This window comes from Streptomyces sp. NPDC059009 (assembly GCF_042740175.1).
Taxonomy (GTDB): domain Bacteria; phylum Actinomycetota; class Actinomycetes; order Streptomycetales; family Streptomycetaceae; genus Streptomyces.
In genome coordinates, this window is sequence record NZ_JBHYJB010000059.1 from 8,766 (window position 1) to 34,513 (window position 25,748).

At 71.1% G+C, this 25,748-nt stretch carries 27 protein-coding genes; 12 read left to right on the plus strand and 15 right to left on the minus strand.

What is annotated here, in order from left to right; translation table 11 throughout:
- Positions 1–119: 119 nt before the first annotated feature.
- The 7 genes from pstS to ACFWYM_RS40375 all read right to left on the minus strand — a co-directional run bounded on the left by pstS (position 120) and on the right by ACFWYM_RS40375 (position 8,081).
- Complete coding sequence (gene pstS / locus ACFWYM_RS40345) at positions 120–1,253, minus strand: phosphate ABC transporter substrate-binding protein PstS (protein WP_384849140.1); 1,134 nt, start codon at positions 1,251–1,253, stop codon at positions 120–122.
- Positions 1,254–1,524: 271 nt separating this feature from the next.
- Positions 1,525–1,947, minus strand: coding sequence for an NUDIX hydrolase (locus ACFWYM_RS40350; RefSeq protein ID WP_384849143.1), 423 nt, complete (start codon positions 1,945–1,947; stop codon positions 1,525–1,527).
- On the minus strand, positions 1,944–2,978 hold the full coding sequence (locus ACFWYM_RS40355; protein WP_384849262.1) for a CHAD domain-containing protein: 1,035 nt from the start codon (positions 2,976–2,978) through the stop codon (positions 1,944–1,946). Before ACFWYM_RS40355 ends, ACFWYM_RS40350 begins: the two co-directional genes overlap by 4 nt.
- Before the next feature lie 286 nt (positions 2,979–3,264).
- Complete coding sequence (locus ACFWYM_RS40360) at positions 3,265–5,652, minus strand: RNA degradosome polyphosphate kinase (RefSeq protein ID WP_384849146.1); 2,388 nt, start codon at positions 5,650–5,652, stop codon at positions 3,265–3,267.
- Positions 5,653–5,760: 108 nt separating this feature from the next.
- A complete protein-coding gene (locus tag ACFWYM_RS40365; RefSeq protein ID WP_384849148.1) occupies positions 5,761–6,723 on the minus strand; it encodes an ABC transporter permease in 963 nt (320 codons plus the stop codon).
- Positions 6,720–7,652 carry an ABC transporter ATP-binding protein gene (locus tag ACFWYM_RS40370; protein ID WP_384849151.1) on the minus strand — a complete coding sequence of 311 codons (933 nt, stop codon included), beginning with the start codon at positions 7,650–7,652 and terminating at the stop codon, positions 6,720–6,722. Before ACFWYM_RS40370 ends, ACFWYM_RS40365 begins: the two co-directional genes overlap by 4 nt.
- Before the next feature lie 33 nt (positions 7,653–7,685).
- Positions 7,686–8,081, minus strand: coding sequence for a GntR family transcriptional regulator (locus ACFWYM_RS40375; protein ID WP_384849153.1), 396 nt, complete (start codon positions 8,079–8,081; stop codon positions 7,686–7,688).
- 196 nt (positions 8,082–8,277) lie between these two features.
- Between ACFWYM_RS40375 and ACFWYM_RS40380 the strand changes: the two genes are divergently transcribed.
- Entirely contained in the window at positions 8,278–8,637 is a 360-nt protein-coding gene (locus ACFWYM_RS40380; protein WP_384849156.1) for a hypothetical protein, read from the plus strand.
- A gap of 79 nt (positions 8,638–8,716) precedes the next feature.
- Here the strand turns inward: ACFWYM_RS40380 and mshD are convergent, their stop codons facing one another.
- The gene (gene mshD, locus ACFWYM_RS40385; protein WP_384849160.1) at positions 8,717–9,670 is read right to left on the minus strand and encodes a mycothiol synthase; all 954 of its coding nucleotides are present in this window, start codon (positions 9,668–9,670) and stop codon (positions 8,717–8,719) included.
- A 237-nt stretch (positions 9,671–9,907) separates the two neighbouring features.
- On the opposite strand from mshD, the gene ACFWYM_RS40390 reads away from it, so the two are divergent.
- On the plus strand, positions 9,908–11,764 hold the full coding sequence (locus ACFWYM_RS40390) for a bifunctional metallophosphatase/5'-nucleotidase (protein ID WP_384849161.1): 1,857 nt from the start codon (positions 9,908–9,910) through the stop codon (positions 11,762–11,764).
- 114 nt (positions 11,765–11,878) lie between these two features.
- The gene (locus tag ACFWYM_RS40395) at positions 11,879–13,141 is read left to right on the plus strand and encodes a DUF2993 domain-containing protein (protein ID WP_384849164.1); all 1,263 of its coding nucleotides are present in this window, start codon (positions 11,879–11,881) and stop codon (positions 13,139–13,141) included.
- 54 nt (positions 13,142–13,195) lie between these two features.
- On the opposite strand, the gene ACFWYM_RS40400 is transcribed toward ACFWYM_RS40395, so the two are convergent.
- From ACFWYM_RS40400 to ACFWYM_RS40425, 6 genes are all read right to left on the minus strand, one after another.
- On the minus strand, positions 13,196–14,629 hold the full coding sequence (locus ACFWYM_RS40400) for a sensor histidine kinase (RefSeq protein WP_384849167.1): 1,434 nt from the start codon (positions 14,627–14,629) through the stop codon (positions 13,196–13,198).
- Positions 14,626–15,354, minus strand: a complete 729-nt coding sequence (locus ACFWYM_RS40405; protein ID WP_384849170.1) for a response regulator transcription factor — start codon at positions 15,352–15,354, stop codon at positions 14,626–14,628. The genes ACFWYM_RS40400 and ACFWYM_RS40405 overlap by 4 nt, the downstream gene beginning before the upstream one ends.
- A 53-nt stretch (positions 15,355–15,407) precedes the next feature.
- Positions 15,408–15,644 (minus strand): hypothetical protein, encoded by a 237-nt coding sequence (locus ACFWYM_RS40410; protein ID WP_384849173.1) that lies wholly within the window; start codon positions 15,642–15,644, stop codon positions 15,408–15,410.
- Between the two features lie 53 nt (positions 15,645–15,697).
- Positions 15,698–16,720 carry a S1C family serine protease gene (locus ACFWYM_RS40415; RefSeq protein ID WP_384849176.1) on the minus strand — a complete coding sequence of 341 codons (1,023 nt, stop codon included), beginning with the start codon at positions 16,718–16,720 and terminating at the stop codon, positions 15,698–15,700.
- Between the two features lie 105 nt (positions 16,721–16,825).
- Positions 16,826–17,848, minus strand: coding sequence for a LacI family DNA-binding transcriptional regulator (locus tag ACFWYM_RS40420; RefSeq protein WP_384849178.1), 1,023 nt, complete (start codon positions 17,846–17,848; stop codon positions 16,826–16,828).
- 23 nt (positions 17,849–17,871) lie between these two features.
- The gene (locus ACFWYM_RS40425) at positions 17,872–18,705 is read right to left on the minus strand and encodes a response regulator transcription factor (protein ID WP_384849181.1); all 834 of its coding nucleotides are present in this window, start codon (positions 18,703–18,705) and stop codon (positions 17,872–17,874) included.
- 233 nt (positions 18,706–18,938) lie between these two features.
- On the opposite strand from ACFWYM_RS40425, the gene ACFWYM_RS40430 reads away from it, so the two are divergent.
- The 7 genes from ACFWYM_RS40430 to ACFWYM_RS40460 all read left to right on the plus strand — a co-directional run bounded on the left by ACFWYM_RS40430 (position 18,939) and on the right by ACFWYM_RS40460 (position 24,057).
- Positions 18,939–19,778, plus strand: coding sequence for an alpha/beta hydrolase (locus tag ACFWYM_RS40430; protein ID WP_384849184.1), 840 nt, complete (start codon positions 18,939–18,941; stop codon positions 19,776–19,778).
- Between the two features lie 127 nt (positions 19,779–19,905).
- Positions 19,906–20,160 (plus strand): MoaD/ThiS family protein, encoded by a 255-nt coding sequence (locus tag ACFWYM_RS40435; protein ID WP_384849187.1) that lies wholly within the window; start codon positions 19,906–19,908, stop codon positions 20,158–20,160.
- 8 nt (positions 20,161–20,168) lie between these two features.
- On the plus strand, positions 20,169–21,470 hold the full coding sequence (locus ACFWYM_RS40440; protein WP_384849190.1) for a hypothetical protein: 1,302 nt from the start codon (positions 20,169–20,171) through the stop codon (positions 21,468–21,470).
- Positions 21,471–21,592: 122 nt separating this feature from the next.
- Positions 21,593–22,375, plus strand: a complete 783-nt coding sequence (locus ACFWYM_RS40445; protein WP_384849193.1) for a DUF2993 domain-containing protein — start codon at positions 21,593–21,595, stop codon at positions 22,373–22,375.
- Positions 22,376–22,616: 241 nt separating this feature from the next.
- Positions 22,617–22,697 (plus strand): putative leader peptide, encoded by an 81-nt coding sequence (locus tag ACFWYM_RS40450; protein WP_351007875.1) that lies wholly within the window; start codon positions 22,617–22,619, stop codon positions 22,695–22,697.
- A gap of 181 nt (positions 22,698–22,878) precedes the next feature.
- Positions 22,879–23,724, plus strand: coding sequence for a sulfurtransferase (locus ACFWYM_RS40455; protein ID WP_384849196.1), 846 nt, complete (start codon positions 22,879–22,881; stop codon positions 23,722–23,724).
- A gap of 45 nt (positions 23,725–23,769) precedes the next feature.
- On the plus strand, positions 23,770–24,057 hold the full coding sequence (locus tag ACFWYM_RS40460; RefSeq protein ID WP_018519671.1) for a DUF1416 domain-containing protein: 288 nt from the start codon (positions 23,770–23,772) through the stop codon (positions 24,055–24,057).
- Positions 24,058–24,149: 92 nt separating this feature from the next.
- Here ACFWYM_RS40460 and ACFWYM_RS40465 read toward each other — a convergent pair whose 3' ends face one another.
- Positions 24,150–24,407 (minus strand): DUF3099 domain-containing protein, encoded by a 258-nt coding sequence (locus tag ACFWYM_RS40465; protein WP_384849199.1) that lies wholly within the window; start codon positions 24,405–24,407, stop codon positions 24,150–24,152.
- A 278-nt stretch (positions 24,408–24,685) separates the two neighbouring features.
- Between ACFWYM_RS40465 and ACFWYM_RS40470 the strand changes: the two genes are divergently transcribed.
- Together ACFWYM_RS40470 and ACFWYM_RS40475 are read left to right on the plus strand one after the other, a co-directional pair.
- Positions 24,686–25,258, plus strand: coding sequence for an FABP family protein (locus ACFWYM_RS40470; RefSeq protein ID WP_384849202.1), 573 nt, complete (start codon positions 24,686–24,688; stop codon positions 25,256–25,258).
- A gap of 16 nt (positions 25,259–25,274) precedes the next feature.
- Positions 25,275–25,700, plus strand: a complete 426-nt coding sequence (locus ACFWYM_RS40475; RefSeq protein ID WP_384849205.1) for a Fur family transcriptional regulator — start codon at positions 25,275–25,277, stop codon at positions 25,698–25,700.
- Positions 25,701–25,748 lie beyond the last annotated feature (48 nt).

Here is a 25,748-nt window from a genome sequence, read left to right on the forward strand (position 1 = left end):
ATTGTCCCCTGGGGTACGCGGGTCTGGGGGCCCGTGGTCCCGCGGCGGTGGGGGGTGATCGTGGGGGGGTGGCCCCGGAGGGCGCGGGCCACCCGGATCCGGGTGGCCCGCGCGCTGGGTCAGCTCAGGCTCGCGACGGTGTCGCGGACCTTGGCGTTGATCTCGGCCGGGATCGGGGCGTAGCCCAGGGCCGCGAGGGAGTCCTGGCCGTCCTGGCTGGCGATGTAGGTGAGGAAGGACTTGGTGGCCTTCAGGGTGTCGGCCTTGTTGCCCTTGTCACAGACGATCTCGTAGGTGACGAGGGTGATCGGGTAGGCGCCCTCGGCCTTGGTGCCGTAGTTCAGCTCCAGGGAGAGGTCCTTGCCCTTGCCGACGAGCTTGGCCTCGGAGATCGCCTTGGTGGCGTTCTCGGTGGTGGCCTTGACCGGCTGGGCGGCGCCCGTGTCCAGGTCGACGGTCTTGACGCCGTCCTTGGCGTAGGAGAGCTCCATGTAGGAGATGGCGCCCGCGGTCTGCTTCACGTTCTGCGCGAGGCCCGAGGAGCCCTGCGCGGACTGGCCGCCCTTGGCCTGCCACGCCTTGCCGCCGGAGTACTTCCAGTCGGCGGGGGCGGCGGCCTTCAGGTACTTGGTGAAGTTGTCCGTGGTGCCCGACTCGTCGGAGCGGTGGAACGCCTGGATCTTCGTCGAGGGCAGCTTCGCCTTCGGGTTCAGCTTCTTGACGGCCTCGTCGTCCCAGGTCTTGATCTTGCCGTCGAAGATCTTGGCGAGGGTCGAGGCGTCCAGGACGAGGTTGTCGACGCCCGGGACGTTGTACGCCACGGCGATCGGGCCGCCGACCATCGGCAGGTCGATGCCCTGGCCGGACTTGCAGACCTTCTTGGAGGCGGCGACCTCTTCGGGCTTCAGGGCGGAGTCGGAGCCCGCGAAGGCGACCTGGCCCTGGTTGAAGGCGGTGATGCCGGCGCCGGAGCCCTCCGGCTTGTAGTTGATCTGCACGCCCTTGCACTCGGCCGTGTACGCCTTGACCCACGCCTGGATGGCGTTGGCCTGGGCGGACGAGCCGTTGGCCAGGAGCTGGCCCTTGGCGTCGTCGCACTTGATGTTGCCGGCCTTGGCCGAGGCGCCGCCGCTGCCGCCGCTGGTGCCGCTGCTGGTGTCGTCGGAGCCGCACGCCGTGAGGGCCAGGGCGCCGGAGACGGCGATGGCGCCGAGGGAGAGGGCGCGGAGCCGGTTCTTGCGCTGAAGCTTCACTTCGGGAGTTCCTTCCGGGAGCCGCCGGCTTGGGGGTGCGGCGTGCAGGTTGATGCCTTGATGCCTTGCGTTAAGACCTCTTCGATGTCTTGTACGGCCGAAATTAGGAGCGCGAAATGAAGCAGCCGATGGGCATGAGTGAACGGAGGGTGAACCTACGCGGACGTCGTGGTGAGGTCACGGAACGCTTACGGCCGGGGCACGGAGGCATTGCGGGGGCACGGGGAAGGGTGTGCTGCGCGGGCCCGGCCGGGTCCGGTGGGCACGGGAGTCACGCCAGGTGCAGGGCGTCCAGGAGCGCGTCGACGAGCTGCTTGTCGCGGTCCTGGGTGAGGCGGTGGCGGGCCGCGGTGGGGGAGAGCCACAGGAGGCGGTCGACCTCGTCGTTCGCGGTGAAGCGGCCGCCGGTCGCCTCGGCCGCCCAGTAGTGGACCCGCTTGGGGCGGCCGCTCGCCACATAGCGGACCGTGGGCAGCGGGGCGCCGGGAGCACAGGTGTGCCCGGTCTCCTCCTCGACCTCGCGCAGCGCCCCGTGGAGCGGGGACTCGCCGCGCTTCAGCTTGCCCTTCGGGTGCGACCAGTCGTCGTACTTGGGCCGGTGCACCAGGCAGATCTCCAGTGCCTCGTCGACGGGCGAGCGGCGCCACAGGACACAGCCCGCCGCTTCGATCACTTCATCCGGGGCGCGCCTCATCGCGTGCTCACCGCCTCCCTCATCCAGGCCCGCTGGAACGCGTAGCGGGCCGCTTCCACCTCGTGCCGCTGATCGGCGTGCAGCACCCCCAGGGCGTACGCGGTCGCCGGGGCGATGCGCGGGGTGCGGGCGGCGGCGGCCGCGGCCGAAGCGGCGTCCGCGGCCTCGCGGTGGCGGTTCAGGGCGTGCCCCGCCTCCTCCAGGCGGAGGTCGCGGGCCGTGTCGCCGTACGGGCCGAGCAGCACCTCTTGGGCGTAGCGGTGCAGGCGCAGCAGTGAGCGGACCTTCAGCCAGGGGGCGTCCTGGGCCTCGGGCGCGGTGTGGGCGGCGAGGCCGTGGACCAGGGCCTCCGCGTTGTACGGGTGTCCTGCCTGGCCCAGCGGGAGGGCGGCGACGGCCTCGGTGAGCTGGGCCTCGGCCTTCCCGGCGAGGGGCTTCAGCTCGTCCTGCCCGTCGCTCAGCGGGACCTCGCTCGCGAGCACCGCGACGTTGTCCGCCACCGCGTGGAAGCGGGAGGAGCCGAAGGCCTGGAGGGCGGTGGAGTGGGCCCTGGTCCGGGCGAGGGTGAGCTGGCGTTCCAGGAGGGCTGCCGCTTTGGCTGCGCCGACCGTCAGGCCGGTCGCCGGGGTGTCGGCGGCCGCCTTCTTGGACAGCGGGGCCGTCCCGGGAGCGGGCACCCTCGACGCCCCCGACAAGCGGTGCAGCGCCTCCAGCAGGCGCGCGAGCCGCGTCCCGTACGCGTGTTCCTGCGCCAACGTCCCCGAAAGCCACGCCAGTTCGGGGCGGAGCGCCGCCGACCAGTCGGGGTCGAGCAGGGGGCGGAAGGTGTGCAGGGTGGCGCCGATGCGGCGGGCCGCGCGGCGCAGGGAGCGGGCGGCGGCGAGCGACTCCTCGACGCCCTGTGCGTCCGTCGTGGACTCGCGGTGCAGCCGCAGCGAGCGGAGGAACTCCGTGGCCTGCTCCTGGAGGTAGACCGACAGAGCCTCACCCGCCGTGAGGTCGGCCGGGCAGGCGGGGCTGGAGTTGCTCAGGGCGGGGTGGGGTGGGCTGGGGCTGCTTGGGCTGGGGCCGCCAGGGCCGGAGGTGCCAGGGCCGGAGCTGCTCGGGCTGGAGCTGCTCGGGCTGGGGTCGCCTGGGCCGGAGCTGCTCGGGCCGGGGCCGCTCGGACTGGAGCTGCCCGAGCCGGGGCCGCCAGGGCCGGAGCTGCCCAGGCCAGGGTGGGCCGGGCCGGGTCCGTCCGGGCCGATGGCCCCGTTCGCCCCCGTCGCCCCCGTCGTCCCGGCTGCCTCGGTCGTCCCAGCCGTCCCGGGAGTCTCGTCAAGGTGTTGCTGTGCCACGCCGGCGCCTCCGGGCGTCTATGAGCATCTCCTGTACGTTCCGCAGGGGCTGGCCTTCGGGGTCCGTGGAGTGCCGGGTCCAGTTGCCGTCGGCCCCCAGGTGCCAGGAGGCGGTGGTGTCCGACATGCCGGTCTCCAGGAGCCGGTTGAGGGCCGCCCGGTGGGCCGGGTCGGTGACCCGGACCAGTGCCTCGATCCTGCGGTCGAGGTTGCGGTGCATCATGTCGGCGCTGCCGATCCACACCTCCGGTTCGCCGCCGTTGCCGAAGGCGAAGACGCGCGAGTGCTCCAGGAACCGGCCGAGCACCGACCGCACCCGGATGTTCTCCGACAGCCCTTCGACCCCGGGCCGCACCGCGCAGATCCCGCGCACCCACACATCCACCTCGACCCCGGCCTGCGAGGCCCGGTACAGGGAGTCCACGACGGCCTCGTCCACCATCGAGTTGACCTTGATGCGGACGTAGGCGGGGCGGCCCGCGCGGTGGTGCTGTATCTCCTTCTGGATGCGCGAGACGAGGCCGTCGCGCAGGGACTTGGGGGCGACGAGCAGCCGCCGGTAGGTCTCCCGCCGTGAGTAGCCGGAGAGCCGGTTGAAGAGGTCGGAGAGGTCCGCGCCGACCTCGGCGTTGGCGGTGAGCAGGCCCAGGTCCTCGTACAGACGGGCCGTCTTGGGGTGGTAGTTGCCGGTGCCGACGTGCGAGTAGCGGACCAGCTTCTCGCCCTCCTGGCGGACCACGAGGGAGAGTTTGCAGTGGGTCTTGAGGCCGACGAGGCCGTACACGACGTGGCAGCCCGCCTCCTCCAGCTTCCGCGCCCACTTGATGTTGGCCTGCTCGTCGAAGCGGGCCTTGATCTCGACGAGGACGAGGACCTGCTTGCCCGACTCGGCGGCGTCGATCAGGGCGTCCACTATCGGGGAGTCGCCCGACGTCCGGTACAGGGTCTGCTTGATGGCGAGGACGTCCGGGTCGCCCGCCGCCTGCTCCAGGAACGCCTGTACGGAGGTGGAGAAGGAGTCGTACGGGTGGTGCAGGAGCACGTCCCGCTCCTTCAGCGCCGCGAAGATGTCGGGCGCCGACGCCGACTCCACCTCGGCCAGGTCGCGGTGGGTGCCCGCGATGAACTTGGGGTACTTCAGCTCGGGCCGGTCGAGGGAGGCGATGCTGAACAGGCCCGTGAGGTCGAGCGGGCCCGGCAGCGGATAGACCTCGGCCTCGCTGATCTTCAGCTCGCGGACGAGGAGTTCGAGGATGTTGGGGTCGATGGACTCCTCGACCTCCAGGCGCACCGGCGGCCCGAAGCGGCGCCGCATGAGCTCCTTCTCCAGGGCCTGGAGGAGGTTCTCGGCGTCGTCCTCCTCCACCTCCAGGTCCTCGTTCCGGGTGAGCCGGAACATGTGGTGCTCCTCGATCTCCATGCCGGGGAAGAGCTCGCCGAGGTGCGCGGGCGCGGCGATGACGTCCTCGATGGGCACGTACCGCTGCGGCGACGCCTCCAGGAAGCGGGAGAGCAGCGGCGGCACCTTCACACGGGCGAAGTGGCGGTGCCCGGAGACCGGGTTGCGCACGACGACCGCGAGATTGAGGGAGAGGCCCGAGATGTACGGGAAGGGGTGCGCCGGGTCGACGGCCAGCGGCGTGAGCACCGGGAAGATCTGCTGCCGGAAGAGGGTGAAGAGCCGGGACTGCTCCTTCTCGGTCAGCTCGTTCCAGCGGACCAGGTGGATGCCCTCGTCGGCGAGGCCGGGGGCGACGTCCTCCTGGTAGCAGGCGGCGTGCCGGGCCATGAGCTCGCGGGACCGGTTCCAGATGAGTTCGAGGACCTCGCGGGGCTGGAGGCCGGAGGCCGATCGGGTGGCGACCCCGGTCGCGATGCGCCGCTTCAGACCGGCCACCCGCACCATGAAGAACTCGTCCAGGTTCGACGCGAAGATCGCCAGGAAGTTCGCCCGCTCCAGGAGCGGCGTCGAGGGGTCCTCGGCGAGCTCCAGCACCCGCTCGTTGAAGGCGAGCCAGCTGCGCTCCCGGTCCAGGAACCGCCCCTGCGGCAGCTCCGCCCCGTCGTGCCCCAGCTGACCGTCCTCGTCATACGCGTCCAGGTCGCCGTCGAGCTCGGGATCCAGGTCCGAGACGGTGGCCGCCACCGTGTGCGGCCGGTGCGCCGCGATGGAACCCACCGAGGGCTGGACGTGCTGTACCTGGTTGCTCTGCGCGTTCGGCTGGCTCATGGCCCCATTCTTCCGCGCGGGCACGCCGGTGAGCGCGTCGGAGAGCGCGGGAGTGAGGACGAGCGGGAGGCGGAGCCTCCCGTTCTGAGGCGGTACCGGAGGAGGGCCCTCGGCGGGGTCGGGCGCTGCGGGCTGCATTGAGTGAGCGTCGCAAGCCTGTCTGAATCGTCGGTTACGGCGACATGACGTGCGGGACATCTGGGGGCGACTCCCGGACGTCTACACGCCCGGGAGCCGCCGTCCAGGTCAGGCCGTACGGCGCCGCAGCACCCGGAACGCGGCGTACACCGCGAGGGCGGCGAGGGCCAGGACGATGCCGGTCTCGATGAACTGGATGTACCAGAAGTGGGAGCGGGGATGGTAGTCGGAGTACCAGCCTGTGACCTTGTCGTCGGCGGGGCAGCGGTAGCCGCACTCGCCCGGGTGGAACCGCTGGCCGAGGGAGTTGAGTGCCCCGGAGTCGGTGACATAGACGTCCTGGGCGGGGCCCACGTTCACGAAGAGGTCGTCGAGGTCGTTGCCGTAGGTCTTCCCCGTCGTCGTCCGGGTCGGCAGCAGATCCCAGCGCACGCTGCCGAGAGCGAGCAGCACGGCGCCCGTGACCAGGCCCGACACGGCCATGGCGGCCACGGTGCGGCGCACCAGGAGCCCGGTGAGCGCCCCGACGGCCACGGCGAGCAGGCAGTACGCGACGAGGGCGGGCCCCGTCGCCTCGTACGCCCCGCGCTCCGACCAGTCGAGGCCCCAGGTGCTGAAGCCGTCGGCATCGGTCCTGCCGAGCTGGAGCGCCCCCATCAGGGCGAGCGAGAGGGCCGTCGCCGTCAGGGCCGCCAGGGCCAGCTTCGCGGCGAGCCAGCGCGCGGGCGGGACCGACTGGGACCAGGCGAGCAGGTGGGTGCGGGACTCCAGCTCGCGGGCGATCGCGGGGCCCGCCACGAAGGCGCCGACCAGGAAGGGCACGATGAGCAGGGCCTTGGAGTCGACGTAGGTGGTGCCGCTGAGCCAGTCGCCGGCCGACTGGTAGTCGTGGCAGCCCGAGGCGCCGATGTCGGTGTCGCAGTTGTTCCCGGCGTTGGCGGAGACCAGCCAGCCGCGCAGCACGCCCAGGAACCCGGCCGACACGACGACCAGGGCGAGGCCGGTCCACAGGGCGGCGCGGTGGATGCGTACGGCGGCCCAGGCCGGGCCGTGGAGCTTGGGCACGCTCATGCGGTCACCGCCCCGTTCTGGTGCGGGAGCGCCGCACTCGGGCTGATCAGCGACGGTGCGTCGGGGCACCGTAGATACGTGAGCACGAGCTCTTCCAGGGAGGGCTCCAGGACGTCCCAACGCCCCCTGCCGTCCCCGTCGTTGAGGGCGCTCGGTGGCCCCTCCGGGCGGATGAGGGCCCGCAGGCCGCGCCCCGTCGCCCGCGACTCCACGATGGTGTGCCGCGCCAGATCGGCCAGCGGCCCCGGCCCCGTGACCAGGGCGTGCGCGTTGACCAGGTCGTCGATGCCGCCGCCGAGCAGGATGCGGCCGCCGGAGACGAGGAGCAAGTAGTCGCAGGAGTCCGCGAGTTCGCCGAGGATGTGCGAGGACATCACGACGGTCGTGCCGTGCCGGGCGGCCTCCGCCAGCAGGGCGCCCATGAGCCGGCGCCGGGCGAGCGGGTCCAGGTCGGCCATCGGCTCGTCCAGGAGCAGGAGTTCGGCCTTCTTGCCGAGCGCGAGGGCGAGGGCCACGAGGGTTCGGTGGCCGCCGGAGAGGGCGCGGACCCGGGTGTCCGGGTCGAGGTCGCCGCTGTGGATCACGCCCTCGGCGACGCCCATGTCCCAGTTGTCCGGGTTGAGTTCGGCGCCGAGGCGGAGGGTCTCGGCGATGGTGAGCTGGGGGTAGAGCGGCTTGTCCTGGGCGACGTACGCGATGTGGCGGCGGGCGTGCTCCGGGGTGCAGCCGAGGGTGGTGACCGTCCCCCCGGTGGGGCGGAGCCGTCCGGACACGAGGCCCAACAGGGTGGACTTTCCGGACCCGTTGGGGCCGACGAGGGCGCAGATGCGGCCCAGCGGTAACCGGAAGGAACAGTCTTCCAGGGCAGTGGTGCCGCGGCGCCCGTACCTCTTGGTGAGGCCGGCCGCCTCGATGGCGGTGTGGCTCATGCGTGGTCCCCCTTTGGTTTCCCCCGATGTGAACTACGTGTCGTTCCCGTCGAACTGCTCGTCCAGGACCGCCGCGAACAGCGCGGCGACGTCGTCCTTCTCCAGCCCCGCCGCCCGCGCCCGCTGGGCCCAGGCGGCGAGCTCCCCCCGCAGCGGCGAGTCCGCCGGGGCGGCGCTGCCCAGCGTCCGGCGCACGAAGGTGCCGAGCCCCCGGCGGGCCTCGACCAGGCCGTCGCGCTCCAGCTCCCGGTACGCCTTCAGGACCGTGTTGGGGTTGATGGCCGTGGCCTCGACCACCTCGCGGGCCGTGGGCAGCCGGTCTCCTGGCGTCAACAGGCCCAGGCGCAGGGCCTGTTGGGTCTGCTGGACGATCTGGAGGTAGGTGGCGACGCCGCTGCGCCGGTCGATGCGGTACTCGATGTCGGGCACGGTCTTCCACCACCCTTTCACTAATTGAGTAGTGAAAGGGTGGTGGAGCGCGGTCGCCACTGTCAAGGGGGGTGGTCGAGAGCCGAGTTGAGGGTCTTGTAGCCTCGGCCGCTCAGCATTGACGTGAACACGCGTCAGACATGTGTCCCTGACAGGTGACATGTGCCGGAACGCGCGAGATATCGGGGGATTTACCTTGTCCAGTTCCTTCAGCCGCCAGTCGCCCCTCATGAAGGTGGTCGTCCTCGTCATCGCGGCGGCCGTCGCGGGCGTGTGGTGGTACAACAGCCGCGGCAACACCACCGACCCGTCGACCCCCACCGGGGCCAAGAAGGACGCGAGCAACGTCGCGACCGCCGAGATCGGTGACTGCATCCAGAACAAGGGGAGCGACGGCGACCCGGACATGCAGATCGTCGACTGCTCCGACAAGGCGGCGGAGTTCAAGGTGGCGAGCCAGCTCGAGCCGGAGTGCAAGGCGGGCCAGTCGCACTACGAGGTGACGCGGCGCGGGCGGACGACGTACGAGATGTGTCTGGCGCCGATCGAGAAGTAGGCGCGGCACGCAACGCCTGAGGGCGTGGTGTTCCCCCGGGGAACACCACGCCCTCACGTCACTTCAGGGCTTCGGAGCCTCAGGACTCCGTCCGGTACATCAGGTCCGTCTCGTGCGTGACGAAGCCGAGCCGCTCGTACACGCTCACCGCCGCCTTGTTGTCCGCGTCCACGTACAGCATCGCCGTCGGCAGCCCCGCCTCCGCCAGGTGCCGCAGGCCGATCGTGGTCAGCGCCTTGCCCAGGCCGCCGCCCTGCGCACCGGGCCTGACCCCGACCACGTACACCTCGCCGAGGCCCTCGTCGGCGTGCACCTTGGTCCAGTGGAAGCCCGCGATCTCGCCGCTGTCCTCCCGTACGGCGAGGAAGAACCCGGCCGGGTCGAACCAGCTCTCCGCCTTGCGGTCGTCGAGGTCGCGCTGGGTGAGGGAGCCCTGTTCGGGGTGGTGGGCGAAGGCTTCCGCGTTCACCGCGAGCCAGGCCGCGTCGTCCCCGCCGGGGACGAACGTACGGATCGTGACGCCCTCGGGCAGGACCGGGTCCGGCAGGTCGAGGCCGGTCAACGGGCGCCGCATCTGGCGCAGTTCACGGAACAGACTGAGGCCGAGGACCTGGGCCAGGTGCCGGGCCGCCGAGTGCCCGCCGTGCGCCCACACCCGCAGCCGCCGCCCGGACTCGGCGAGCAGCGCGGTGCCGAGGGCCCGCCCGTGCCCGTGCCCCCGGTGCCCGGGGTGCACCACGAGCTCGGCGGCGGGCGCCTCGATCGGGTCGGTGTCCTCCAGCTGCGCGTAGCCGAGCAGCTCGTCGCCGACGTGCAGCAGCAGATGACGCACTCCTTCCCTGGCGCCCCCGCGCAGCTGCAGCCGCCCCTGCTCGGAGACCGCCTGCTGGCCGTCGCTCCGGGCGGCGTCCGCGAGCAGCTTCAGGACGGCCTCGGACTGGTCCGGAGCGAGGGCGGCGAGGGTGTCGATGCGGCGCAGGACCGCGGGGGGTTTGTCCGGGGAGGCGGCGGCTGCCGTGGCGTCGTCAGTCATGGGATCGAGGGTACGGCGCGCTCCGGGGGGGAACCCCTGGGACAACCGGTCCGTGGTCCCTAATGGCAACCGGCCCGTAACCCCGAACCCCCTGTCGCGCTACGCGCGTTGAATCTAGGCTGCGCACGCGGTCCCGTATGCCAGTCCCGTATGCCCGTCCCGCATCCCGGTTCCGTATGCCGGTCCCGTACGCCAGCTCCTGTTCGTCCTGCCCGATCACTGACCCCAGGGGGACATGTGTCAGCCACACCACCGCCACACCGCCGCAGACTCCGCACCCGCACCTCGCGCGTGCTGGCCGCCGCGGCCGGGCTCGCCACGGTCGGGGCGCTGGCCGCGGCGCTGCCCGCGAACGCCGACGCCGACGCCGACGCTGCCCAGCGCCAGACCGCCGCCGCGGCGCAGAAGCCCAGCCGCACCGTCGACCTGCAGCTGCTCTCCTTCAACGACTTCCACGGCAACCTCCAGCCCCCGGCCGGCTCCTCGGGCCAGGTCACGGAGAAGCAGCCGGACGGGACCTCGAAGAAGATCGACGCGGGCGGCGTGGAGTACCTCGCGTCGTCCCTGCGCAAGGCCCGCGAGGGCAAGAAGTACAGCGTCACCGCCGCCGCGGGCGACCTCATCGGGGCCAGCCCGCTGCTCTCCGGGCTCTTCCACGACGAGCCCACCGTCGAGGCCATGAACAAGCTGGGCCTGGACGTCACGAGTGTCGGCAACCACGAGTTCGACGAGGGCGCCAAGGAGCTGGCCCGGATCCAGAACGGCGGCTGCCACCCCAAGGACGGCTGCTTCGAGAAGGACAAGAACGGCAAGCCCAAGAAGTTCAAGGGCGCCGACTACCCGTATCTCGCGGCCAACGTGACGAACGAGAAGACCGGCAAGCCCATCCTCAAGCCCTACACGGTGTGGAAGCACAAGGGCGTGAAGGTCGGCTTCATCGGCGTCACGCTGGAGGGCACGCCCGACATCGTCTCCGCCGACGGCATCAAGGGCCTGAAGTTCCACGACGAGATCGAGACGGTCAACAAGTACGCCAAGATCCTCGACAAGCAGGGCGTGAAGTCGATCGTCACGCTGATCCACGAGGGCGGCTCCCCGGCCTCGCAGGACTACAACTACGACTGTGATTCCCCGGGCAGCGGCGACGGCATCTCCGGCCCCATCACCGCCATCGCCAAGGGCATCTCGCCGAAGGTCGACGCCCTGGTCACGGGCCACACCCACCAGGCATACGTCTGCACCATCCCGGACCCCTCGGGCAAGCCCCGCATGGTGACCTCGGCCTCCTCCTACGGGAAGCTCTACACGGACACCACGCTCACGTACGACCGTAGGACCAAGGACATCGTGCGGACCAGCGTGAAGTCGGCGAACCACGTGGTCAGCCGCGAGCAGACCAAGGCGCCCGACATGTCCTCGCTCATCGCGCGCTGGGACAAGCTGGCCGCGCCGGTCGCCAACAAGCCGGTCGGCTACATCTCGGCGGACATCCCGGGGCGCGGCGCCGGTACGCCGGAGGAGCCGCTCGGCGACCTGATCGCGGACGCGCAGCTCGCCCACGCCAAGTCCCTCGACCCCGAGGCCGATCTGGCCCTGATGAACCCGGGCGGGATCCGCTCCGACCTGGTCCACAAGGCGAGCGGCAGCGAGGGCGACGGGGTGGTGACGTACGGGGAAGCCTTCACCGTGCAGCCGTTCAGCAACACCGTGAACCTCGTCGACCTCACCGGGGCCCAGCTCGTCACCGCGCTCAAGCAGCAGGTGAGCGGGGCGAACGAGGCATCCCCGAAGATTCTGCAGATCTCGGACGGGCTGACCTACACGCTCGACCTGACCAAGTCCGGCGCGGACCGCGTGGTCACCGACTCGATCAAGCTGGGCGGCAAGGCGATCGATCCGGGGGCCACGTACCGTGTGGCTCTGAACTCCTTCCTCGCGGGCGGCGGCGACGGCTTCGCGGAGCTCGGCAAGGGCACGAAGCCGCTGGTCGGCGCCGACGACCTGAAGGCGTTCGGCGACTACCTGACCGCCAACTCCTCGGCGGACAAGCCGATCGCGCCGCCGAAGGCGGACCGCATCAAGATCGTCAAGTAGTCGTCAAGCAGGGGTCGGGAGCTGTTAAGCGAGGGCCATGAAGTAATGGCTGAAACCGTCCCTTACTGGGAGTAAGGCTTGGGGTGGGGTGTGTACGTGTGGTGAGATCGGCCGATGCGTTCCCCCCACCGCATAACCACGAAACCGCTCCATGATGTTCACGACGGCAACCTGGAAGACACCTTCATAGCCGAGCGTCCCTTCAATCCGTACGACGAGCTGGCCGCGCTCGCCCCCAACCCGCTGGAGGAGTTCCTCCACGAGGACAAGGACGAGGACGGCGCGGACGGCAACGCCGAGGACGCTCCCTGGGAGCCCCCGAACCACCGCCGCGGCAGCCGCCGCCGCAACCGTTTCGCGGGGCTCCCGCTCGCCGCGAAGGCCCTCGTCGCGGTCCTCGTGACCGCCGCCTTCCTGGTCCTCGGCGACCGCTGGGCGCAGCTGTACGCCGAGCACAAGGCGGCCGAGAAGCTCAAGGACTCGCTGCATCTGAGCGCCGCGCCCGAGGTCGACATCGAGGGCTTCCCGTTCCTCACCCAGGTCTTCGACCAGCGCTTCGACAAGGTCTCGGTGACGGTCCCCGACGTCGCCGCCGACCGCGTCTCGCTCGCCAAGGTCTCCGCGACCGCCACCGACGTCCGCGTCAACGGCGACGGACCGACCTCCCTCAAGGGTGCCGTCATCGGCGCGATGCGCGGCGAGGTGCTGCTCTCCTTCGAGGACCTCAACCGCGAACTGGGCGCCTCCCAGGTCACGTTCACCGGCCACGGCCGCGACCAGGTCCTCGCCCGCGGCACCCTGCCCGTCGCCGGGCACGACCTGAAGGTGCGCGCCGACGCCCGCATCCAGCGCAACGGCGACCGCGGCATCTCCACCGACATCGGCCGCATGAGCCTCACCGTCGGCGACCTCGCCACCTACCGCCCCGGCACCCACGAGTCCGAGGGCCTGCACCTCAGCAAGGACTCGGCGAACAGCCTGCTCAAGGAGACGAACAAGGCGAAGAAGCTGCTGTCCGTGCCGGCCGTGGTCAAGCGGCTCGGCCTGTCGGACTCCGTCGTCGAGGGTGCCCTGCACAGCGACGACAAGCTCAACGACCTCGTCGGCTCACCGAAGTTCGTGCACGACGTGATGAGGCTCAACCTCATCGACGTCGCGATGGCCCACCCCTGGCTCCTGGAGAAGCTGGGCCTCGACCCGGCGCTGCTCAAGGGCCTCTCCCAGCTCACCCGCCCCGAACTCGCCGACCGCCTCACGCTCGCCTTCCAGCTCCCGAAGCTGCCCGGACCGGGCGACGTCGACCTGGAGGACGTGCGCGTGGAGAAGGACGGGATCCGGGTGAACCTGACGGGTTCGGGAATCGGGTTCGGCCGCTGAGTCACGGCCGCTGAGTTTTCGGCCACTGGGTGAGACGGTCTCACCTCTTCCGTCTTACGGGGCCGGGCTCGCCTCGGGGGGCGGGGTGGCCGCCCCCGGCAGCCGGACCGTCGCCACCGTCCCGCCGCCGTCCGCCGCGGCCAGCGTCACCTCGCCGCCCGCCTGCCGCACGGTGCGTGCCACGATCGACAGGCCGAGCCCCGAACCCGGCAGGCTGCGCGCGGACGGCGAGCGCCAGAACCGGTCGAAGACGTGCGGGAGTTCATCGGCGGGGATGCCAGGGCCGTGGTCGCGCACGGTCAGCGCCCCGCCCTTGAGGGCGACCTCGACGGCGGTGCCGGGCGGCCCGAACTTCACCGCGTTGTCCAGGATGTTGACGACGGCACGCTCCAGGGCGGCGGGCTCCGCGCGGACGTACCAGGGCGAGAGGTCCGCCTCGAAGGCCAGCTCGGGTCCGCGCAGCCGCGCCCGCTCCAGGGCCGCGTCCGCGATGTCGTGCAGCCCGATGACTTCGAGTGGCTTGCCGCCCGCGTGCCCGGCGTCCGAGCGGGACAGCTCCTGCAAGTCCCCGATCAGGGAGGCCAGTTCGGTCATCTGCGCCTTCACGGAGGCGAGCAGCGCCTTGCGGTCGTCGGGCGGAATGGCCCGGCCCGTCTCCTCGCTGCGGGCGAGCAGCTCGATGTTGGTGCGCAGGGAGGTGAGCGGCGTACGGAGCTCGTGGCCCGCGTCGGCGATGAGCTGCTGCTGGAGGTCGCGCGAGGAGGCCAGCGCGGAGGTCATCGCGTTGAAGGACCGCGAGAGCCGGGCGATCTCGTCGTCGCTGTCGTCGTCGGTGGGGATGCGCAGGCTCAAGTCCTCGGTGCGGGCGACGTGTTCGACGGCCTGGGTGAGCTGGTCCACGGGGCGGAGGCCGGTACGGGCGACCCAGAGCCCGGCGGCGCCGGCGCCGAGGACGCCGATGCCGGCTACGGCGGTGAGGAGCCAGGCGAGCTTGTTGAGGGGTTCGTCGATCTCGGAGAGGGGGCGGGCGATCGATACCGCGTAGTTGGAGTCGGGTTCGTACACCTTCGTCAGGACACGTACCGGCGTGCCGTCCGCAGTCTTGCCGTCGTGCAGGGACTGGAGCCGCAGATGCTGGGCCACGCGCACATCGGAGGACTGCACCGCGACAGGAGTGGAGCCGCGGCCCACGCACCGGGTGCCGTCCCTCCATACGAGTTGCACGTACACGGTGGTGGTGCCCGGAGTGCTGCGGGCGTTGGGCGCGGTGACACCGTTCCCACAGAGTTCGGAGGTCTCTTGGATGTAGGCGCGGTCCACATTCAGGCTCCGCAACGAGTCATCCATCTGATCCTGCAACTGCGCCCGCGTCAGCAACCAGCAAGCCACCGCACTCGCGGCCACAGCGACAGCGACCGCCGTGGCCACCAGCAACGCCAGCCGAGAGCGGATCGGCAGCCCACGGAACCGCCGTACGAGCCCGCTCACTCGCCGCCCCGCAGCACATACCCCACGCCCCGCACGGTGTGCACGAGCCGCGGTTCACCGCCCGCCTCCGTCTTCCTGCGCAGGTACATCACGTACACATCAAGGGAGTTGGAGGACGGCTCGAAGTCGAAGCCCCACACGGCCTTGAGGATCTGCTCGCGGGTCAGGACCTGGCGCGGGTGCGCGAGGAACATCTCCAGCAACGTGAACTCCGTGCGGGTCAGCTCGACCGTGCGCGGCCCGCGCGTGACCTCGCGGGTCGCCAGGTCCATGCGCAGGTCCGCGAAGGACAGCGTGTCGCCCTCCGCCGCCTGTCCGGCCCCGGCCGCGTACGAGCTGCGCCGCAGCAGCGCGCGGATCCGGGCGAACAGCTCGTCCAGCTCGAAGGGTTTGACCAGGTAGTCGTCGGCGCCCGCGTCGAGTCCCGTGACGCGGTCGCCGACGGTGTCCCGCGCGGTCAGCATCAGGATCGGCGTGGTCGACCCGGTGGCGCGCAGCCGCCGGGCCGCGGTGAGGCCGTCCATGCGGGGCATCTGGATGTCGAGCACGACCAGGTCGGGCTGGTAGTCGGCGGCCTTCTCCAGGGCGTCGGCGCCGTCCACGGCGACCTCCGTCCCGTATCCCTCGAAGGCGAGGCTGCGCTGGAGCGCCTCCCGCACCGCGGGTTCGTCGTCGACGATCAGGATGCGCTGCGGCTCGCGGTCGCGGTCGCCTTCGGGGCTCATGGTCTCTTCGCTCGGCTTTCTCGGATACGGGGGCGGGTCTTACGGGTCCGCCCTCAGCCTCGCACGCGCCCGCGTGGAGCGCGGCGCTTGGCGCCGGTGCGGGGGCGGCCGGTGCCCGGTGCGGCGGCCGCCACCTCGGGGGCCCTGGCGGCGGCCGCCGCACCGTGTAGCTCTTCGGCGACCGCGAGCGGGAGCCCGAGGCCCGCCGGGTCGGTGGCGGGGCGGCCGCCCCAGCCGACGGAGACGGCGAGGGCGTGCCGGACGCGGTTGATGGTGAGGGTGGCGGACATGGCGGCCTCCTGCGAGTCGTACGGGGGAGGGGAGCCCGGTGAGCTCCCGAAGGCTAGTTCTTGACGCCGTCCCGCAGGTCGGCGAGGTCGGCCTTGACGGTGTTGACCGGGATGGCGAAGCCGAGGCCGACGGAGCCGGAGCCGCCGCCGCTCTGCTGGGACGAACTGGGCGAGTACATCGCGGAGTTGATGCCGATGATGTTGCCGTTCATGTCGATGAGGGCGCCGCCGGAGTTGCCGGGGTTGAGCGAGGCGTCGGTCTGCAGCGCCTTGTACGTGGTCTTCGAGGAGCCGGTGTCGCCGTTGAACTGCTCCCCGCCGTACTCGAACGGCCAACCGCCCCCGCTGCCGCCCTGCTGTTGCTGCTGCTGGCCGCCGTCCGTGGAGACGGTGACGTCGCGGTCGAGCGCGGAGATGATGCCGCTGGTGACGGTGCCGGTCAGGCCCTCGGGCGAGCCGATCGCCACGACCTGGTCGCCGACCTTGACGTTGTCGGAGTCGCCGAGGCTCGCCGCCTTCAGGCCGGAGGCGCCCTCCAGCTTGATGAGGGCGAGGTCCTTCTTGCTGTCGGTGCCGACGACCTTCGCGTTGTAGGTCTTGCCGTCGTTCGTCCGCACCTTCACGTTCGAGGCGCCGGAGACGACGTGGTTGTTGGTGATGATCTCGCCGTCGCCCGTGATGATCACGCCGGAGCCGGTCGCCTTGCCCTGCGCGGAGCTCGCGCTGATCTCGACGATGCTCGGCGAGACGGCCTCGGCGACGCCGGAGACGGTGCCGCGCTGGCTGGTCGGCACGACGTTGGTGCCGGACCCGCTCGTGGAGCTGCTCTTGCCGGTCAGCTCCTGCACGGCGTACGCGGTGCCGCCGCCGACCGCGGCCGCGGCGAGCGCGACGGCGGTGAGGAGCGCGACCGGCCCCTTCGCGCGGCGCCGCGGGCGGTGGCCGCCGTCGGGCGCGGGGCCTTCCGGCGCGTACGACGGCGGGGGAGGGTACGCACCCTGCGTACCGCCGTGGTGCACAGTGCCGGGGAACTGCTGCGTGGGGTACTCGCCGTCGCGGCGGAAGCTCTCGGTCATGTCTCAGAGCGTGTCCGCCGTACATGAGAGCTGCCTGAGTACGTCCTGAGAAGCCCAGCAGAACCCCGTATGCCCGAAATAAGGGCACCGGCCGGACGGGGCCGACTACGCGCAGCCGCAGGACTGGCGCACCACGAGCCGCGAGGGGAACAGCTTGAGCCGCTCGCGCCGGGACCCGGCGACCCGGAGGCCGTCGTCGAGGACCAGGTCGACGGCGGCGCGCGCCATCGCGGGCCGGTCGGAGGCGACCGTGGTCAGCGGCGGATCGGTGAGACCCGCCTCCTTCACGTCGTCGAACCCGGCGACCGCCAGCTCGCCCGGCACGTCGATGCGCAGCTCGCGCGCGGCCCGCAGGACGCCGATCGCCTGGTCGTCGGTGGAGCAGAAGATCGCCGTGGGCCGGTCGGGGCCTTCGAGGATGCCGAGCGCCACGCGGTAGGCGTCGTAGCGGTTGTACGGGGCCTCGAAGAGCAGCCCTTCGGTGGACCGCCCGGCCTCCTCCATCGCGCGCCGCCAGCCCTCGACGTGGTCGGAGACCGGGTCGCCGACGGAGGGGGTGTCCGCGGTGCCGCCGAGGCAGGCCACGAACCGGTGGCCGTGTTCCAGGAGATGCCGGGTGGCGAGCTGGGCGCCGCCGAGGTCGTCGGTGACCACCGCGACGTCGTCGATGGCCTCGGGCCGCTCGTGCAGCAGGACCACGCGGGCGTCCCAGGCGTCGATCTCGGCGGCGGCCAGGTCGTTCAGGCCGTGGCTGACGAGGATGAGGCCGGAGACGCGCATGCCCAGGAAGGCGCGCAGGTAGTGGACCTCGCGCTCCTCCACATAGTCGGAGTTGCCGACGAGGACCATCTTTCCGCGCTCGGACGCGGCCTGTTCGACCGCGTGCGCCATCTCCGCGAAGAAGGGCTGGCGCGCGTCCGGCACGATCATGGCTATGAGGTCGGTCCGCCGCGAGGCCATGGCCTGGGCGACCCGGTCGGGCCGGTAGCCCAGCTCCTTGATGGCGGCGAGTACCCGCTCGCGCGTGGCCGGGGCGACCGGCCGAGGTCCGTTGTTGATGACATAACTGACGACTGCGGTCGAAGTCCCCGCCAGTCGCGCCACATCGTCCCGCGTCACCTTGGCCACGCGCGCAGTCTACGCGGGTCGAGCTACCTCTCAGCAGCCCTTACGGAGGCATCCTTGCGGGCCGGTACCGGCACCGAAGTGGTCTGTTTGGCCGCTTGCCTGACGGTTTCGGCCGCTTCATTCCGCTCGCCCTCGGCCCTCGGGGACGCCGCCTTCGCCGCCTTCTCGTCGGCCTCGCGGTCGACCTTCTCCGGGACGACGAAGCGGTAACCGACATTGCGGACGGTGCCGATGAGCGACTCGTGCTCGACGCCGAGCTTCGCGCGCAGCCGTCGCACGTGGACGTCGACCGTGCGCGTGCCGCCGAAGTAGTCGTAGCCCCAGACCTCCTGGAGCAGCTGGGCCCGCGTGAACACGCGTCCGGGGTGCTGCGCCAGGTACTTGATGAGCTCGAACTCCTTGAAGGTCAGGTCCAGGACCCGGCCCTTGAGCTTGGCGGAGTAGGTGGCCTCGTCGACCGAGAGGTCGCCGTTGCGGATCTCCATGGGGGAGTCGTCGGCGGTGCCCTGCTGGCGGCCCATGGCCAGGCGGAGGCGGGCCTCGACCTCGGCGGGGCCCGCGGTGTCGAGCAGCACGTCGTCCACGCCCCAGTCGGCGGTGACCGCCGCGAGGCCGCCCTCCGTCACGACGAGGAGCAGCGGACAGCCGGGCCCGGTGGAGCGCAGGAGCTGGCAGAGGCTGCGGACCTGGGGAAGGTCGCGCCGCCCGTCGATCAGGATGACGTCGGCACCCGGGGTGTCGACGAGAGCGGGGCCCTCGGCGGGGGCGACCCGCACGTTGTGCAGCAGCAGGCCGAGAGCGGGGAGCACCTCCGTCGACGGCTGAAGGGCGTTCGTGAGGAGCAGCAGAGAACTCATCACGCCCCACCTGCCTGGGTCGTCTTACGTGTGTGCACGGTTCGCTCGCCCATAACGTCTGGTTCCTCCTCGGTCCCTGCGAGGACGTTTGCGGCACTGCTTCGTACTTCTGGCACTTCTTTCCACTCTCGCGCCCGGAGAGTGTCGTGGCCTCAGAAGCGCAACGCTCCTGAAAGCACGAAAGGACCCGGGGGCTTCGCTGCCCGGATCCTCTGCCGAGCAGAATAGCCCACATGAGTTCCCGTCCGGCAGGCCAAAAAGGACCTTCCGCTGTGCAGCCGATCACGCCAGTTGAGCGGAGAGTCACCGTGCATTCAACTCTCCGTACGCAGGACGGGGTAGCGATCGACGCCGCGTACCACCCCGGAGCCGACCCCGGTGTGCCCGCGCCGGATGTTGCGATCGTGCTCGCGCACGGCTTCACCGGGGACCTGGACCGGCCCCACGTGCGCCGGGCGGCGCGTGTGTTCGCGCAGCACGCGGCCGTGATCACGTTCTCGTTCCGGGGGCACGGGGCGTCCGGCGGGCGGTCCACGGTCGGGGACCGGGAGGTGCTCGATCTGGCGGCCGCCGTGGAGTGGGCACGTTCGTTCGGGCATGCACACGTGGTGACGGTCGGCTTCTCGATGGGTGGCTCCGTGGTGCTGCGCCACGCGGCGTTGCACAGGGGGCGCACGGAAGCGCGGGCCGACGCGGTGGTCGCGGTCAGTGCCCCGGCCCGCTGGTACTACCGCGGGACCGCGCCGATGCGGCGCCTGCACTGGCTGGTGACGCGCCCCGCGGGCCGGGTCGTCGGCCGCCTCGGCCTGCGCACTCGCATCCATCCGCACGAGTGGGACCCGGTGCCGCTCTCGCCCGTCGAGTCGGTCCCGCTGATCGCGCCGACGCCGCTGCTGATCGTGCACGGCGACCGCGACCCGTACTTCCCGGTCGACCACCCGCGGATGCTCGCCGAGGCGGCGGCGGGCGGCGCCGAGTTGTGGCTGGAGAGCGGCATGGGGCACGCGGAGCATGCGGCGGATGACGCGCTGCTGGGTCGGATCGCGAATTGGGCCACTTCTTCCCCGAGCTAGCCTTGTCAACCGCAACCACTCATTGAGGAACCACAGCGGCGAAGTACCACGTGCGCGAGAGCGGCGGCGGTTTAGCCGCAAAAAGGGTCAACCGCCGAGAGAGCCGACTGAAGGGAGGCCGCCCGTCATGGTCAACGGCACGATTCGTTACTGGGCCGCGGCCAAGGCGGCCGCGGGGGTCGCCGAGGAGCCGTACGCCGCGGCCACGCTCGCGGAGGCGCTCGCCGCCGCGCGCGACGCCCACCCGGGGGAGCTGGTCCGCGTACTGCAGCGGTGCTCGTTCCTCGTCGACGGCGACCCCGTGGGTACCCGGGGACATGAGACGGTACGCCTGGCCGAGGGCGGCACGGTCGAGGTGCTCCCGCCGTTCGCAGGAGGGTGAGCGCGAGCATGAGCGATCAGCAGCGATACGAGGGGTACGACGGGTACGACCCGTACCCGCAGCAACAGCAACAGCAACAGCAGCAGTACCCGTATCCGGGCGAGGCCCAGCAGCAGCCCGTGTACCCGGACCCGCAGCAGTACCCACAGGCTCAACAGCCCTATCCGCAGCAGCAGTTCACGCAGCAGCAGTTCACGCAGCAGTGGGAGGGCCAGACCTGGGAGACCCAGGTGCAGCCGCCGCCCGCGCCCGCGGCGAACCTGACCGAGACGGCCTACCTCCCGCCCCAGTCCCCGGTCGACTACGGCGCGCAGCAGCAGCCCGACTACGGCGCCCAGCCGCTGCCGCCCGAGACCCCCGCGGCAGCCTCGTCGTCGTACGACAACGGATACGCGCACCAGCACCAGCACCAGGAGCCCCAGCACCAGTACCAGGCGCCGGTACCGGACCCCGTACCGGCACCGGCACCCGCGTCGACGCCCGCACCCATGCAGGAGCCCGCCCCCGACGACGGTCCCGGCTACGGCCCCGCCACCACCACCGGCAACCCCCGGGTCACCGACGCCCAGCGCGCCCGCGCCGAGGGCCGCTCGCCGATCATCGAGCCGGGCATCCAGCCCGCCGCGCTCACCGCGCTGCTCGGCCTGCTGCTCGCGGGCGGCGCCGCCGTCGGCTCGTACGCGCTGCTCGTCCCGCTGGTGATCCTCCAGGGCGTCACGGCCGCGGGCTGGTTCCGGCTCAACGGGATGTGGCCCGCCCGGCAGGGCATCGCGCTCGCCTTCCTCGGCGGCGTCGTCGCGGACGCCGCCCTGCTCGCGACCGGCAAGGAGCATGCGCCCGCCGCGATCCTCGGCACCCTCGGCGTCTGGGTCCCGCTCGTCGTCGTGCTCCAGCTGCGCAGCCGGGCCGGGGCCGACGAGCGGATGTACGGGCTCATGGCCACCGTCGCCTCGTCCGCCCTGGCGATCATCGCGGCCGGGCACCTCGCCGCCGCGGACGACGCCGTGACGGTCGGCGCGGTCGCCGTCGGCGTCGCCGTGCTCGCCCGGGCCCTGCCGCTGCCGACGCCCGCCTCCGTCGTGGTGGCGCTGCTCGCCGCCGCCGGGGCCGGGATCGCCGTCGGCGGGATGACCGGCCTCGGCAGCAAGGGCGCCCTGCTCGGGCTCGGCGCCGGGGTCTGTGCGCTGATCGGCCACCGCGTCGCCGGCTACGACTACCCGTCGCGCTTCGTCCACATGACCGCGGGCGTCGCCCTTCCGCTGGCCGCCGCCGCGCCCGTCGTCTACGTGCTGGGCCGGGCCATCGGCTGACCCGTGCCCCCGACGGTCGCTGACCGATCGTCACAGCTGATCGACGGATCCCCGGCCGGACGTCCCGGCCGGGGATCCGTCATTTAGGCTCACGGCAACGTCTGTTGAGGTGGGGGAACACCGTGAGCTCGCGCGCATTGCGAATACTTCTGATCGTCGTCGTGATCCTGGGGGGTCTGTTCGTGGCGGCCGACCGGATCGCCGTGTCCTTCGCCGAGGACGAGGCGGCGGACAAGCTGAAGTCCAGTGAGGGCCTCGCCGAGACGCCCGACGTCTCCATCAAGGGCTTCCCGTTCCTGACCCAGGCCGTCGGCGGGGAGCTCGACGACGTCGAGGTCGGCATCAAGAACTACGAGGCCAAGTCGGGCACGGGTGCTGGCGAAGCCATCCGTATCGACGACCTCCAGGCCCACATGAAGGGCGTGAAGTTCTCCGGCGACTACAGCTCCGCCACCGCCAAGTCGGCCGACGGCAGCGCCCTGGTCTCCTACGACGAGCTCCTGAAGGCGTCGAAGGACGAGCCGGTCCCGTTCCAGGTCGAGATCCTCGGCAGGCCGGTGTCGGCGACCGCCAAGGTGGTCTCCCTCGCCGACGGCGGCAACGGCAAGATCAAGGTGGGCGTGCAGGTCAGCAAGGGCGGCCAGACCCTGCCGAAGCCGCTGTACGTGGTGAGCTCGGTCCGCGTCGAGGGCGACACGATCAAGGCCCACGCCGACGACATCCCGAAGAGCTTCACGATCCTCGGCGCCGCGATCCCGCTGCCCGAGGGCACGATCCGCGGCGTCACCGACTTCGAGCAGAAGATCGACGACCTGCCGGCCGGGATCAAGCTGGAGAAGGTCGAGGGCGCCGAGAACGGCGTGAACATGTCCGTGACGGGCGAGAACGTGAGCCTCACGGGCTGAGCCGGCGGCCGGACCCGGCGGCCGGACCCGGCGGCGGGCGGCAGCAAGCGGCCGCAGGTGGGTGTGGGTCCGCAGTACGAGACGGGGGCGTCCGGCGAGCGGATGTGACGGGGACGACACCGGGTGCGAGGGGCGGCGGAAGCCGCCCCTTTCGCCATCACATCCCGAATAGTGGACGATCGCGTCTCAATATCCGGAGCCCCGGTGACATGTCGGCCTCGTCATCCCTACGATCGGTCGCATGCAACGACAGGCGGATCTCACGAAGCGGCGGGCAGTGGACCTGTGCCGCGTCGCCGCCATGCTCTGTCGCACGTTCTAGCGGGGCCCCAACCCCCGTATTCCGCAGGCCCGTCGGCCCGTCGGCCCGCATTCCGCAGCGCCACAGGGCTCCCGTGCCGTACGCCCGCGCCTCCCCGCGCGCACGCTCCCGCCGTATCCGCGTACGTCTCCCGCACGCATCCCGCACCGCCCCGCCGTAACTGCCCCGGAGGAGAAGAAGCATGAGCCGCAGCGACGTCCTGGTAGACGCCGACTGGGTCGAGGCCCACCTCGAGGACCCGAAGGTCGCCGTCGTCGAGGTCGACGAGGACACCTCGGCGTACGACAAGAACCACATCAAGAACGCGATCCGCATCGACTGGACCCAGGACCTCCAGGACCCGGTCCGCCGCGACTTCATCGACCAGGAGGGCTTCGAGAAGCTCCTGTCGGCGAAGGGCATCGCCAACGACACGACCGTCGTCCTCTACGGCGGCAACAACAACTGGTTCGCGTCCTACGCCTACTGGTACTTCAAGCTCTACGGCCACCAGGACGTGAAGCTGCTCGACGGCGGCCGCAAGAAGTGGGAGCTGGACTCCCGCGACCTCGTCGACGGCGCCCAGGTGCCCAACCGCCCGGCCACGCAGTACAAGGCCCAGCCCCAGGACACCTCGATCCGCGCCTTCCGCGACGACGTCGTGAACGCGATCGGCACCCAGAACCTGGTCGACGTGCGCTCGCCCGACGAGTTCTCCGGCAAGCTGCTCGCCCCGGCCCACCTGCCGCAGGAGCAGTCGCAGCGCCCGGGCCACGTCCCGTCCGCCCGCAACATCCCGTGGTCGAAGAACGCCAACGACGACGGCACGTTCAAGTCGGACGACGAGCTGAAGGCCCTCTACGCCGAGGAGCAGGTGGACCTCGCCAAGGACTCCATCGCGTACTGCCGCATCGGTGAGCGCTCGGCCCTGACCTGGTTCGTGCTGCACGAGCTGCTCGGCGTCGAGAACGTCAAGAACTACGACGGCTCCTGGACCGAATACGGCTCCCTCGTCGGCGTGCCGATCGAGCTCGGCGCCAACAAGTAAGCCCCACCGACCTTTCCCTACTTCCTACCGTCCTAGGAGTTCAGCATGTGTGGAGCAAAGGCCGGCGGCCCCGACGCTTCGACGATCAAGCCCGGTGAGACCACGATCCAGGGCAGCGTGACCCGCGACGGCGAGCCGGTGACGGGCTACGTCCGCCTCCTGGACTCGACCGGCGAGTTCACCGCCGAGGTCCCGACCTCGGCGACGGGCCAGTTCCGCTTCTACGCGGCCGAGGGCACGTGGACCGTCCGCGCGCTGGTGCCGGGCGGCTCCGCCGACCGCACCGTGGTCGCCCAGACGGGCGGCCTCGCGGAGGTCGCGATCGCCGTCTGACCGCCGTCTGACGGCGACAGCGCACAGATACCGGCCGAAGGGCCGCACCCCAGGGGGTTGGACGCCACTGGTACGGGGTGCGGCCCTTCGGCCTACTTGCGACGCTTCCCGTCCAGCTCGTCCCACCACTCGTCGGACTTCGGGTCCCCCGACGGGTCGTCCCACCAGCGGTCCTCCGGACCGCGCCGGTTGGCGACCATGGCCGCGAGCGGGGGGATCACCATCGCGACGACGCACATGCCCACGGCGACGGGGACGGACCAGAGGCGCACGACGCCCCACGCCAGGACGAACAGGGCGAGACAGGTGCCCATCATGGCGAAGTACACATGACGCCTGCGTGCGTACATACGTCCAGCTTACGGCGGTGGCAGCCCGCGGACGAGGGCTCGGCGGACCTCACAGAGAGAGCTCCCGGTATCCCTACTAAGCTGGGCCCCGGCCCCGTACCGCCCTAATACCGCTCACCGAGGAGCACCCCGTGCTTGAGGCATTCTTCTCCGCCCTCCTTGTTCTCGTCTGCGTCGGCGTCCTCGCCTTCGCCGGGCTGACCGTGAAGAAGCTGTACCAGGGCCAGCGCTGACCCCCGGGACCCCCGGACCCCCACCGAGAGACGCCTGAGCAACCCATGATCGAGATTCCGTCCGACCTGAACCCCGAGCTCGTCCCCCTCGCCTTCCTCCTGGGCAACTGGGCGGGCGCGGGCGTCACCGACTTCCCCGGCGCCGAGAAGGCCAACTTCGGCCAGGAGGTCTCCTTCACGCACGACGGGCGGGACTTCCTCGAGTACCACTCGCACACCTGGATCCTGGACCAGGACGGCAACAAGGTCAGGCCGCTGGAGTCCGAGTCCGGCTACTGGCGGGTGGGCAAGGACCGCAAGGTCGAGGTCGTCATGGTCCGCGACGACGGCGTCGTCGAGGTCTGGTACGGCGAGCTGGCCGACAAGAAGCCGCAGATCGACCTGGCGACGGACGCCGTGGCGCGGACGGCCGCCTCCGGTCCGTACAGCGGCGGCAAGCGGCTGTACGGGTACGTGAAGGGCGACCTCATGTGGGTCGGCGAGAAGCAGACCCCCGAGGTGCCGCTCCGCCCCTACATGTCGGCCCAGCTGAAGAAGGTCGTCTCGCCCGAGGACGTCGCCGAGATGGCACGGAACCTCGGCGATCTGCCCGACGACGGCATCGCCTTCTTCAAGTAGTCATACACTCGGCGGTGTGGTGAGCACCGACTGGAAGAGCGACCTGCGGCAGCGCGGCTACCGGCTGACCCCGCAGCGCCAGCTTGTCCTCGAAGCCGTCGACACCCTTGAGCACGCGACCCCCGACGACATTCTCTCCGAAGTGCGGAAGACGGCGTCGGGGGTCAACATTTCCACGGTGTACCGGACCCTGGAGCTCCTGGAGGAGCTCGGGCTCGTCAGCCACGCCCACCTCGGGCACGGCGCCCCCACGTACCACCTCGCGGACCGCCACCACCACATCCACCTGGTCTGCCGGGACTGCACGAACGTGATCGAGGCGGACGTCGGCATCGCCGCCGACTTCACCGCCAAGCTCCGCGAGACCTTCGGCTTCGACACCGACCTGAAGCACTTCGCGATCTTCGGGCAGTGCGCGGACTGCGCCCGCAAGAAGAAGTGACGCCTCCGACGGCTCCCCCGCAGGACGGCTCCCCGCAGGGAGAAATAA